Origin of the sequence: Nonomuraea sp. SBT364 (assembly GCF_001083785.1) — a bacterium.
GTDB lineage: Bacteria > Actinomycetota > Actinomycetes > Streptosporangiales > Streptosporangiaceae > Nonomuraea.
This window is the reverse complement of record NZ_LAVL01000237.1, coordinates 1-10574: the sequence shown is the minus strand read 5'-3', so window position 1 is coordinate 10574 and position 10574 is coordinate 1. Positions and strand designations below refer to the sequence as shown.

Annotated in this window: 10 protein-coding genes; 5 read left to right on the top strand and 5 right to left on the bottom strand. The window is 73.2% G+C overall.

The genetic code is table 11. The annotated features are described in order from the left end of the window. Positions 1-922, top strand: a 922-nt coding sequence (locus ADY59_RS44435; protein ID WP_049576514.1) for an alkaline phosphatase PhoX, incomplete at its 5' end; no start/stop codon positions are given. Between the two features lie 9 nt (positions 923-931). Here the strand turns inward: ADY59_RS44435 and ADY59_RS44430 are convergent. Further along, entirely contained in the window at positions 932-1525 is a 594-nt protein-coding gene (locus ADY59_RS44430; protein WP_063780977.1) for a TetR/AcrR family transcriptional regulator, read from the bottom strand. A gap of 119 nt (positions 1526-1644) precedes the next feature. Here ADY59_RS44430 and ADY59_RS44425 point away from each other — a divergent pair, with 119 nt between their 5' ends. After that, a complete protein-coding gene (locus ADY59_RS44425) occupies positions 1645-3768 on the top strand; it encodes an MMPL family transporter (protein WP_231619185.1) in 2124 nt (707 codons plus the stop codon). Here ADY59_RS44425 and ADY59_RS44420 read toward each other — a convergent pair. After that, positions 3725-4648 (bottom strand): bifunctional helix-turn-helix transcriptional regulator/GNAT family N-acetyltransferase, encoded by a 924-nt coding sequence (locus ADY59_RS44420; protein WP_049576505.1) that lies wholly within the window; start codon positions 4646-4648, stop codon positions 3725-3727. The two genes, ADY59_RS44425 and ADY59_RS44420, sit on opposite strands and share 44 nt — an antisense overlap. Positions 4649-4678: 30 nt before the next feature. Here ADY59_RS44420 and ADY59_RS44415 point away from each other — a divergent pair, with 30 nt between their 5' ends. Then, positions 4679-5590: a lactonase family protein gene (locus tag ADY59_RS44415; RefSeq protein WP_049576502.1), complete on the top strand. Its 912-nt coding sequence runs from the start codon at positions 4679-4681 to the stop codon at positions 5588-5590. On the opposite strand, the gene ADY59_RS44410 is transcribed toward ADY59_RS44415, so the two are convergent. Continuing rightward, the gene (locus ADY59_RS44410; protein ID WP_049576500.1) at positions 5581-6318 is read right to left on the bottom strand and encodes a Clp protease N-terminal domain-containing protein; all 738 of its coding nucleotides are present in this window, start codon (positions 6316-6318) and stop codon (positions 5581-5583) included. The two genes, ADY59_RS44415 and ADY59_RS44410, sit on opposite strands and share 10 nt — an antisense overlap. 126 nt (positions 6319-6444) lie before the next feature. On the opposite strand from ADY59_RS44410, the gene ADY59_RS44405 reads away from it, so the two are divergent. Beyond that, positions 6445-6834, top strand: a complete 390-nt coding sequence (locus tag ADY59_RS44405; protein WP_156326121.1) for a hypothetical protein — start codon at positions 6445-6447, stop codon at positions 6832-6834. Between the two features lie 15 nt (positions 6835-6849). On the opposite strand, the gene ADY59_RS44400 is transcribed toward ADY59_RS44405, so the two are convergent. Then, complete coding sequence (locus ADY59_RS44400; RefSeq protein WP_049576493.1) at positions 6850-8304, bottom strand: FGGY family carbohydrate kinase; 1455 nt, start codon at positions 8302-8304, stop codon at positions 6850-6852. Between the two features lie 104 nt (positions 8305-8408). Here ADY59_RS44400 and ADY59_RS44395 point away from each other — a divergent pair, with 104 nt between their 5' ends. Then, the gene (locus ADY59_RS44395) at positions 8409-9434 is read left to right on the top strand and encodes a 6-phosphofructokinase (protein WP_049576489.1); all 1026 of its coding nucleotides are present in this window, start codon (positions 8409-8411) and stop codon (positions 9432-9434) included. A gap of 137 nt (positions 9435-9571) precedes the next feature. On the opposite strand, the gene ADY59_RS44390 is transcribed toward ADY59_RS44395, so the two are convergent. Continuing rightward, positions 9572-10387 (bottom strand): MHYT domain-containing protein, encoded by an 816-nt coding sequence (locus ADY59_RS44390; protein WP_049576485.1) that lies wholly within the window; start codon positions 10385-10387, stop codon positions 9572-9574. Positions 10388-10574 lie beyond the last annotated feature (187 nt).

Genomic DNA, 10574 nt, shown 5'->3' with positions numbered 1-10574 from the left:
AGTTGGGGCGCGCGTGGTGGCGCGGTCGGGCGGCAAGGTGGCCGGGCTGACGTGGCACCAGGCGCCCGGCGCGGGCGCCTGCTTCCCCGACGGGCCCGGCTGGATCTACGTGTCCAACGCCGCGCTGCCGGTGCTCGGCGGCGCGTCGGCCGTGCGGTTCCGGGCCGACGGCGCGGTCGGGGCGGCCTACCGCATCCTGTCCGGCACCGAGGTCAACCGCGGCGGCGGCGCCACCCCGTGGCACACCTGGCTGTCCTGCGAGCTGGGCCATCGGGGGCGGGTGTTCGAGTGCGACCCGTACGGCGTGCGCGCGGGCAGGCCCCGGCTGGCCATGGGGCGCTTCGCGCACGGCGCGGCGGCCTGCGACCCCGGCCTCGGGGTCGTCTACCTGACGGAGGCGGAGCGTGACGGCTGCTTCTACCGGTTCCGGCCGGGCGACTGGGGCGATCTGACGGAGGGCACCCTGGAGGTGCTGTGCGGCTCCGGCGGGTGGGAGCGGGTGCCGTCGCCGGCCGCGCTGATCAAGCCGGCCCGGCACCAGGTGGCCGGGGCGCGCCGCTTCGACGGCGGCGACGCCTGCCACTACGCCGGCGGCGTGTGCTTCCTCACCACCCGGGGCGACGGCTTCCTGTGGGCCTACGACACGCGGACGTCCGTGCTGGAGCGGGTCTGCGACGGCGTCCGCGCCGTCACCAGCGCCCCCTCCGGGGACCTGTACGTGGCCCGGCACGGCGCGGGCACCGGCGCCCGCATCGACGTCGTCACGCCGGACCGCGAGCTGTCGCCGTTCCTCGCGCTCGACGGTGACGCCGAGCTGACCGGGCCGGCGTTCGGGCCGGGCGGCGACCGGCTCTACTTCTCGGCCACGGCCGCGTCCGGCGAGTCGACCACCTACGAGGTGACCGGCCCCTTCCGCGACTGATTGGATTGATCAGCGCAGATAGCGCACCAGCATCACCTTGAGCTCCTCGACGAGTTCCGCGGCCCGCTCCGGCGTCGCGTCGCCGGCCAGCGGCATCACGGCCTTGACCATGGCCACCGCCATCGTGCCCATCATCAGCGCCCGCTCCTCGCCCAGGCCGGGGGAGCGGCGGCGCAGCAGGGCGGCGACCTGCCGGGCGACGGCCTCGTGCAGCACCCGGGCGGCCGAGGCGAGCTTGTCGCCGGTCGCGCTGCCGTACAGCAGCGACCAGTAGGCCGGGGTGGAGCTCTTGAACGACACGCTCTCGTCCACCAGCGCGCCCACCAGCGCCTCCAGCGGCACCTCCGGCGTGACCGCCGCCAGCCTGGCCGCCCAGAACTCCTCCCGGTCGGCCGTGTAACGGGTCACCAGGCCGTCGAGGATCTCCTCCTTGTTGCGGAAGAACTGATACAGCGAGCCCGGGGACAGTCCGGCCCGGGCCGCCACCTGGTTCGTCGTCAGGTCGGGGTAGCCGACGTCGGCGATCACCAGCTCGGCGGCGTCGAGGATCTCCGCCATCCGCTTCAGCCCGCGCGCCTGCCGGCGCACCGCGCGTTCAGTCATGGGTCACCGCTTTGACAAATGCGAGCATTTACTTGTATTTCTGGTTCGGCCGATGAAACACGAGCAGTTTACCGAGTTTGGGGGCGGAAGTGGTGACGACCCATGGGCGGGAGGCGCCGTTGCGGAGACTGGGGTTCTTCCTGGTCAGGCGGCGGCGCGCGGTGCTCGGGCTGGCCCTGGCGCTGGCCGTGCTCGCCGGGACGCTGGCGGCGGGCGCGGTGCCGCGCATGTCGCTGGCCAGGTTCGAGGCCCCGGGATCGGAGTCGGACCGGGCCCAGGCCGAGCTGGCCGGGCGGTTCGGCACCGGCAGCCCGGACATGATCTTCCTGGTGACCGCGAAGCGCGGCACGGTGGACGACCCGGCCGTCGAGGCGGCCGGGCGGGCGCTGGCGGGCCGCGCCGAAGCGCACGAGGGCGTGGCCGAGGTCGAGTCGTACTGGAGCCGCGGCAGGCCCGCCACCCTGCGCAGCGCGGACGGCAGGCACGCGCTGATCCTGGTGCGCGTCCCCGGCGACGCCGACCACGTGCGCGCGGGCGTGCTGCCCGCGCTGGTGCCGGCGATCACCGCGGAGCACGAGCTGCTGCGGGTGCGCGCCGGGGGAGGTGAGGAGGTCTTCCGCGCGACGGTGCCGCTGGCCAGGCAGGACTTCGTCCGCGCCGAGCTGGTGATCTTCCCGCTGGCGTTCGCGCTGCTCTGGCTCTACCTGCGGCGGGCGCCGGCCGCGCTGTTGCCGATCCTGGCCGGGGTGTTCGCCATGGCGATCGCGCTGGCGCTGCTGCGCGGGCCGTTGCTGTTCACCGGCATCTCGACGTTCGCGCTCAACCTGACCCTGGCCATGGGCCTCGGGCTGGGCATCGACTACTGCCTGTTCGTGATCTCGCGCTTCCGTGAGGAGGTGGCGCTGGGGCGCGACCGGGCGGCGGCGGTCGCCGGGGCCGTCGAGCACGCGGGGCGCACGGTGCTGTTCAGCGGCCTGACCGTGGCCGCGTCCCTGGCGGTGCTGTTCGCGCTGCCGTTCGACTTCCTCAGGTCGTTCGCGTACGCCGGCATCGCGGTGGTGATCGGCGGGCTGGTCACCGCGGTGCTCGTGCTGCCCGCCGTGCTGGCCGTCGCCGGCGGCGCGATGCTGCCCCGGCGGCAGCGGCCGGTGCGGTCCGGCGGGTTCTGGCACACGCTGGCGGTCCGGGTGATGCGACGGCCGCTGGTGTTCGGCGGCGTGGCCACGGCGGTGCTGCTCGTGCTGGCGGCGCCGTTCCTGGGGCTGCGCTTCGGCGTCGCCGACGACCGCATCCTGCCGCCGGACGCCGGGCCCCGCCAGGTGCAGGACGTCATCCGCCAGGGCTTCCCCGCCGAGGAGACCGACGCGATCCAGATCGTCTCCACCGGCTCCGGCGGCAGCCGGGACGGCGTGACCGGGTATGCGGTCACCCTGTCCCGGCTGCCCGGCGTCGCCCAGGTCGACTCCGCCGCGGGGGTCTTCACGGACGGGCGGCGGACCGGCGACGGCGATCTGTCCAGGTTCGAGGGGAGCGGGAGCTGGCTGTCGGTGGTGCCGTCGGCCGAGGCGCTCGCCGACCCGGTGCGGCTGGCCGAGGCGGTGCGGGCCGTCGAGCCGCCGTTCGCGGTGCTGGTCGGCGGCTACCCGGCCGAGCTGGCCGACTACCGCGCCTCGGTGGTGGACCGGCTGCCGCTGCTGCTGGCGCTCATGCTCGGGGTGACGTTCGTGGTGCTGGCGGTCATGACGCGCAGCGTGATCCTGCCGGTCAAGGCCACGATCCTGAACGTGCTGAGCCTCGGCGTCATGTTCGGCGCCATCGTCTGGGTCTTCCAGGAGGGCAACCTGTCGGGGCTGCTCGGCTTCACCCCGACGGGCTCGCTCGACCCGAGCATCCCCATCCTCATGCTCTGCGTCGCCTACGGGCTGTCGATGGACTACGAGGTGTTCCTGCTGTCGCGCATCAAGGAGGAGTACGACAGGACCGGTGACACCGGTGAGGCGGTGGCGACCGGCCTGCAGCGCGGCGCGCCGCTGATCACGGCCGCGGGCGGCATCCTGGCGCTCACCTTCGCCGCCTACGCCACCGCCTCGGTGTCGTTCGTGCAGATGCTCGGCGTCGGCATGGCGGTGGCCGTGCTGGTGGACGCGACCGTGATCAGGGCGGTGCTGGTGCCGAGCCTGATGCGGCTGGCCGGGCCGCTCAACTGGTGGCCCAGAGGTCGAGCGACCACATCTCCTCGATGACCTCGGCCCCGTTCTCGACGCCCGGCTCCCGGGAGTCGAGCGTGAACCCGGCCGCCCGGTAGATGCGCCGGGCGCTCTCCAGGCAGCCGCGCGTCCACAGCACCATCCGCTTGCAGCCCTCGGCCCTGGCGTGGCGCACGCACTCCTCGACCAGCCGCCGGCCCAGGCCGAGGCCGCGCGCGGACGGCTCGACGAGCAGCAGCCGCAGCTGCGCCGTGGTGGCGTCCTTGCGCACGAAGAACACGCAGCCCGCCGGCTCGCCGCCGACCTCGGCGATCCACGCCGCGTCGCGGACCGGGTCGTACTCGCCGACGATCTTCGCCACGGTCTGCTCGAACGTCATGCCCCAGCCGTACTCGCGGGCGTAGAGCACACCGTGCCGGTGGACCACCCAGCTCAGGTCGCCCGCCCGCGGCGGCCTGAGCACGGTCGGCTCGCGCGGGAGCGGCGGGCCGAGCACGGCCCTGATGGTCGCCATCGCGCCGACCAGCCGCCGCTGGTCATCCTCCGGCAGCCGGGCCAGCAGCCGCGCGACCTCCTCCTGCGAGCCGCGGTCGAGCACGCCGAACGCCTCGCCGCCCGCCGCGCTGAGCCTGACCACCTGCTTGCGCCCGTCGGTGGCCGAGCGTTCGCGGACGATCAGCCCGTCGCCCTCGAACCTCGCCAGGATCCGGCTCAGATAGCCCGCGTCCAGGTCGAGCAGCGCGCGCACCTCGCCGGTCTCCAGCTCGCCCGCCCGCGCCACCTCGAACAGCACCCTGCTCTCCGTCAGCGAATAGGGGGAGCGGTGCATGCCGGCCCGGAGGACCCCGATGGCCTTGGTGTAGAAGCGGTTGAACGCCCGCACCTCCGAGACCCTTGCCTCGGTCAGCGAATCCATTGCCGAAGTCAACCATGAGATGATGTCCCCGTGAAGAGGCACCTTTACATCGGCGGCTACGGTCCCGGGATCCTGAGCACCGGCGAGGGGCTGACGCGGCTCGCGTCGCCATCGTTCCTGGCCCTGCACCCCTCGCTGCCCGTGCTCTACGCGGTCGGCGAGCTCGCCCAGGGCTGGATCACCGCCTACGGCACCGAAGGCGGGCTCTCGCCCTGGGACGAGCGCTCCACCGAGGGCGACAGCCCCTGCCACGTGGCGGTGCACCCGTCGGGCGAGCTGCTCGCGGTCGCCAACTACGGCGACGGCGTGGTCAGCCTGCACCGCCTCGACGGGCGCGGCGTGTTCGCCGGCGACCCGATCGTGCTGCGGCACCGGGGCTCCGGCCCCGACCCCGACCGGCAGGCGGGCCCGCACGCCCACCAGTGCGTCTTCCACGACGGCCTGCTGCACGTCTCCGACCTGGGCACCGACGAGATCCGCCGCTACACGGCCGGCGGCGGGCCGCTGGAGCCGATCCGGCTGCCGCCCGGCACCGGCCCGCGCCACTTCGCCTTCGCGGGCTCGCGCCTCTACGTGGCGGGCGAGCTCGACGGCACCGTCACGCTGCTGGAGGGCGAGCGCGTCACCCGCGTGCCGGCCTCCGCCGCCCCGGGCCCGAACGCCCCGTCCCACCTCGAGCTCGCCGGCGACTTCGTGTACGTGGCCAACCGGGGGCCCGACACGATCGCCGTGCTGCGCGCGGCCGACCTGAGCCCGGTGGCGGAGGTGCCGTCGGGCGGCGACTGGCCGCGCCACTTCGCGATCGACGGCGACCGCCTGTACGTGGCCGACCAGCGCTCCGGCGGCGTCGCCGTGTTCGCGCTGCGCGACGGTGTCCCGGCGGCCACCGGCGAGGTGATCGAGGTGGAGAGCCCGTCCTGCGTGCTGCCCGCTCAGTCCTGATCGGCCTGCCTGAGCAGCACCTCGCCGAGCATGTGCGTGACGTGCTCCTCGACGGGCTCGGCGGTCACGCCCAGCCCGCTCAGCGCGCGCGTGGCCGGGTCGTCCTTCAGCCGGAGGACGGCCAGCAGCAGGTGCTCGGTGCCGACGTAGTTGTGGCCGAGCCGTAGCGCCTCGCGCAGCGTCAGCTCCAGCGCCTTCTTGCTCTGCGCCGAGAACGGCGGCGTCCCGGGCGTGGGCGGACTGCCCGGCCCGAGGGCGGGCACCACCGCCTTCCGCACCGAGGCGAGTGACACCCCGCACGCCTCCATGGCGCGTGCCGCCAGCGCCTGCGGCTCGTGCAGCAGGCCGAGCACCAGGTGCCCGACCTCGATGTGGTCGTGGCCGAGGCCGCGGGCCTCCTCCTGGGCGCGCACCAGCACGACGCGGGCCCGGTCGGTGTAGCGGGTATAGCTGCGCAGGTCGTCGGCCAGCGAGCCGGACCCGCCCTCCTTCGGCACGAACCGCTTCTGGGCCGCCTGCTTGGTGACGCCCATGCTGCGGCCGATGTCGGTCCACGACGCGCCGGCGTGCCGGGCCCGGTCCACGAAGTGGCCGATCAGGTGGTCGGCCACCTCGCCCAGGTGCTCGCCCAGCGTCACGGCGTCGGACAGCTCACCCAGGGGGTCGCCGTCCGGGTGGCGGCCCTTGATCGCGTTGATCAGATCGTCGAGACGAACGCTGTGCTCCATGCGTCAACCATAGGTTGACGATCGAGGGCCGTCAACCCGGCGTTGACGCTTGCGGCATACCTGGGACATACCGCCCATTGCTAGCGTCACGCCCGTCAACGGCTCACAAGTGTCGAGGAGACCTGAATGCGCAAGATTGCCGCATCGCTAGCCCTGGTGACCGGCGTGCTGATCCTCGCCGGTCAGAGCCCGGCTTCCGCAGCCTCCCCCGATGACGGCGGAGCCGACGTGGTCGTCGATGCCGCGACCGGCGGGACGGTGGTGCTCCAGCCGGACGCGCGCGAGGAGGTGCCGGACATGTCGATCATGGCGTCGGCCCCCAGCTGCATCAAGCGGCAGACCTGGACCGACTGGTACGACTTCGCCAAGGCGACCAACCACTGCGCGTCCACCAAGCACATCAAGATGATCTGGGCCTTCGCCCCTGACTCCTCCTGCATCACCCTCGCCCCGGGGACGAGCGCCACCACCTATCGCGGCCGGGCCGCCAGGTACGACGGCATGGTCACGTGCTGACCGGTCCGTAGCGGATCACGTCACGGCCAGCGCGACGGCCGCGCGCCAGCGCTCGTAGGCCGCGTCGTCGCGCTCGCCCGGCTCGAAGCGCCGATCCAGCCGCCACGTCTGGCGCAGCTCGGCGGCCGACCCCCAGACCCCGGCGCCCAGCCCCGCCAGGAACGCCGCGCCCAGCGCCGTCGTCTCCTGGATCACCGGCCGCTCCACCGGCGTGCCGAGCTGGTCGGCCTGCAACTGCATGAGCAGGTCGTTCGCGCTGGCCCCGCCGTCGGCCTTGAGCACTGGGATCTCGCCGCCGCCCATCACGCCCGCCACGTCGCGCACCTCGAACGCGATCGCCTCCAGCGTGGCCCGTACCAGGTGCGCCCGCGTGGTGCCGCGCGTCAGGCCGGTGATCAGCCCGCGCGCGTCCGGATCCCAGTGCGGCGCGCCCAGCCCGGTCAGGGCGGGCACGAACACCACGCCGCCGCTGTCGGGCACCGTGCGCGCCACCGCCTCCGACTCCGGCGCGGTGCCGATCAGGCCGAGCCCGTCACGCAGCCACTGCACCGCCGCGCCGGTGACGAAGATGGACCCCTCCAGCGCGTAGGTGCGCTCGCCCGACGGCGCCTGCCAGGCCACCGTGGTCAGCAGCCCCGCGCCGGACCGGACGAGCTCCGTGCCGGTGTTGGACAGGATGAACGAGCCCGTCCCGTAGGTGCACTTCACCTCGCCCGCGCCGTAGCACGTCTGCCCGAACAGCGCCGCCTGCTGGTCGCCCGCCACCCCGCTGATCGGCAGGTCCAGCCCGAGGAAGGCGGCCGGGTCGGTGCGCCCCAGCTCGCCGAAGTTGGGCACGATCTCCGGCAGCGCCTCCCGCGGCACGCCGAACAGCTCGCACAGCTCCGGCTCCCACGCGCCCGACTCCAGGCCGTACAGCAGGGTGCGGGAGGCGTTGGACGGGTCGGTCACGTGGCGCGCGCCCGCCGTGAGCCGGGCGATCAGGTAGGAGTCGACGGTGCCGGTCGCCACCCGGCCGGAGGTGACGCCCTCCCACGAGCGCGGGTCGCGCGCGGCCAGCCAGGCCAGCTTGGAGGCGGTGAAGTAGGGGTCGAGGCGGAGCCCGGTGAGCTCGGCGACACGCGGCTCGTGCCCGCGGTCGCGCAGCTCCGCGCAGATCCCGGCGGTGCGCCGGTCCTGCCAGACGATCGCGCGGCGCGGCGCGGCCAGCGTGCGGCGGTCCCACAGCACCGCCGTCTCGCGCTGGTTGGTGATCCCGACGCAGGCGGGCGTGACGGCGGCGCCGCGCAGCGCGGCGGCGCAGGCGCTCAGCGTGGCCTGCCAGATGTCCTCCGGGTTGTGCTCCACCCAGCCCGGCTCGGGGAAGTGCTGGGCGAACTCCTCATAGCCCCGGGACTCGATCCGGCCGTCCTCGGTCACCACGAGGGCGGTGACCCCCGTGGTGCCGGCGTCGATGGCCAACACACTCACGAAATCGCCTTTCGCTCGGTCGCCACGCGTTTGGTCTAGACCAATGCCCGCCGGTACGGGCACAATGCGATTCTGGTTGTGAACCCCGTCGGGAGGAACCCGCCATGCGTATCGGAGTGCTCACCGGAGGTGGCGATTGCCCCGGTCTCAACGCTGTGATCAGGGCTGTCGTCAGGAAGGGGGTGAGCGTCTACGGTCATGAGTTCGTCGGCTTCCGTGACGGCTGGCGCGGCCCGCTCGAAGGCGACACGATGCCGCTCGACATCCAGGCCGTGCGAGGCATCCTGCCCAGAGGCGGCACCATCCTCGGTTCGTCGCGCACCAACCCGATCAAGATAGAGGGCGGGGTCGACCGGATCAAGGACAACCTGGCCGCGACCGGCGTCGACGCGCTGATCGCCATCGGCGGCGAGGACACCCTGGGCGTCGCCAAGCAGCTCTACGACCGCGAGGTCAGAGTCGTCGGCGTGCCCAAGACGATCGACAACGACCTGTCCGGCACCGACTACACCTTCGGCTTCGACACCGCCGTCAACATCGCCACCGAGGCCATCGACCGGCTGCACACCACGGCCGAGTCGCACCACCGCGCGCTCATCTGCGAGGTCATGGGCCGGCACGCCGGCTGGATCGCGCTGCACGCGGGCATGGCGGGCGGCGCCAACGTCATCCTCATCCCGGAGAAGCCGTTCGACATCGACCGCGTCTGCGAGTACGTGGAGTCCCGCTTCCGCACCCGCTACTCGCCGATCATCGTGGTCGCCGAGGGCGCGCACCCGATCGAGGGGCAGATGGAGCTGCAGGCGGGCGAGCTCGACGCGTTCGGTCACGTACGGCTCGGCGGCATCGGCGAGATGCTGGCCAAGGAGATCGAGAAGCGCACCGGCAAGGAGGCCCGCACCACCGTGCTCGGCCACATCCAGCGCGGCGGCACCCCGACCGCCTACGACCGGGTGCTGGCCACCAGGTTCGGCCTGCAGGCCATCGACGCGGCGCACGAGGGCGACTACGGCACGATGGTGGCGCTGCGCGGCACCGACATCGTCCGGGTCGGGCTCGACGAGGCCACGGCCGAGCTGAAGACCGTGCCGGCCTCGCGCTACGCCGAGGCGGAGGTGTTCTTCGGCTGATTGAAAGCGGCTTGCAAGCGGGCGGCCGTACCTTCTGGAGCAGCGGGGTTACCGCTACAACCCCCTTCGAGGGTACGGCTTGCGCCGCGGAGAGTCGGCGGCCCACCACGCGTCGCAAGCCGTACCTACGCGATAGCTCAACCGCGGGGCGTGCCGAACAGATCCACTTCCGGCGCGCCCCCGTCGCCTTCCCGCAGCCGGTCGAGAAACTCCCGCTCGCTGCGCAGTTCCCGCTCCGAGGGCGACAGGACGACGGCCAGCAGCAGCCCCATGGTGACCACGCTGAGGCCGACGATCAGCGGCAGCAGGAAGTCGATGGCCCGGGAGCCGGGCACAGGTCCCGTCATCGCGTGCGCCCGCACCGTCATCGCTTGCATGCCCGTGTAGTGCATGCCGGTCACCGCGACGCCCATGACCAGGGCGGCCAGGCCGATCCAGAGCGCGCCGCGGACCCGCAGGGTGAACCAGAGCGCCACGGTGGCGGCCGCGACGGCGATGAGCACCGACAGCGTGACGACCAGCGGGTCGTAGGAGACGTGCGCGGACATGTTCATCGCGTACATGCCCATGTAGTGCATGCCGGCCACGCCGACGCCGGTCAGGACGCCGCCGCCGAGCAGGGCGAGCGGGCGTTCGCCGCCGTGGCGGACCAGGAACAGCCCGGCGCCGACCACCACGATGGCCAGCAGCGCCGAGGCGGCGGTCAGCGGCACGTCGTAGCGGATCATGGTGCCGGGCACCGAGAAGCCCATCATGGCGATGAAGTGCATGGTCCAGATGCCGGTGCCGCCGATCGCGACGGCGGCACCGGCGAGCCACCACGTGCCCTCCTTGCGGCCGGCCAGGCGGGCGCGCGAGGTCAGCAGGAGGCCGAGCATGGAGCCGACGCTGGACATCACGTAGGCCAGGACGGGGGTGAGCAGCCCGTACGAGAAATGATCAATAGCCGACATGTCCGCCCCTAGGATCCGACCCAGGGAGTATGCGCGGCCGATGGCTGAATGTGCAACTACCTTCGGCGGCCGCGCCTGGCGGCCTGCTGCGGCACCGGCGCCGGGTAGACCGGCTGCGCGGCCGGGTAGGCCGGCTGAGCTGCGGGGTAGGCCGGCCGCGGGGCCGGACGGGGCGGCTGCGCGGCGG

What these genes read in the sequence shown, in the direction of transcription:
- ADY59_RS44395 (WP_049576489.1), top strand. Translation starts at nt 8,409, where the DNA reads ATGCGTATCGGAGTGCTCACCGGAGGTGGCGATTGCCCCGGTCTCAAC.
- ADY59_RS44410 (WP_049576500.1), bottom strand. Translation starts at nt 6,318, where the DNA reads ATGGAGCACAGCGTTCGTCTCGACGATCTGATCAACGCGATCAAGGGC.
- ADY59_RS44430 (WP_063780977.1), bottom strand. Translation starts at nt 1,525, where the DNA reads ATGACTGAACGCGCGGTGCGCCGGCAGGCGCGCGGGCTGAAGCGGATG.
- ADY59_RS44420 (WP_049576505.1), bottom strand. Translation starts at nt 4,648, where the DNA reads ATGGATTCGCTGACCGAGGCAAGGGTCTCGGAGGTGCGGGCGTTCAAC.
- ADY59_RS44405 (WP_156326121.1), top strand. Translation starts at nt 6,445, where the DNA reads ATGCGCAAGATTGCCGCATCGCTAGCCCTGGTGACCGGCGTGCTGATC.
- ADY59_RS44390 (WP_049576485.1), bottom strand. Translation starts at nt 10,387, where the DNA reads ATGTCGGCTATTGATCATTTCTCGTACGGGCTGCTCACCCCCGTCCTG.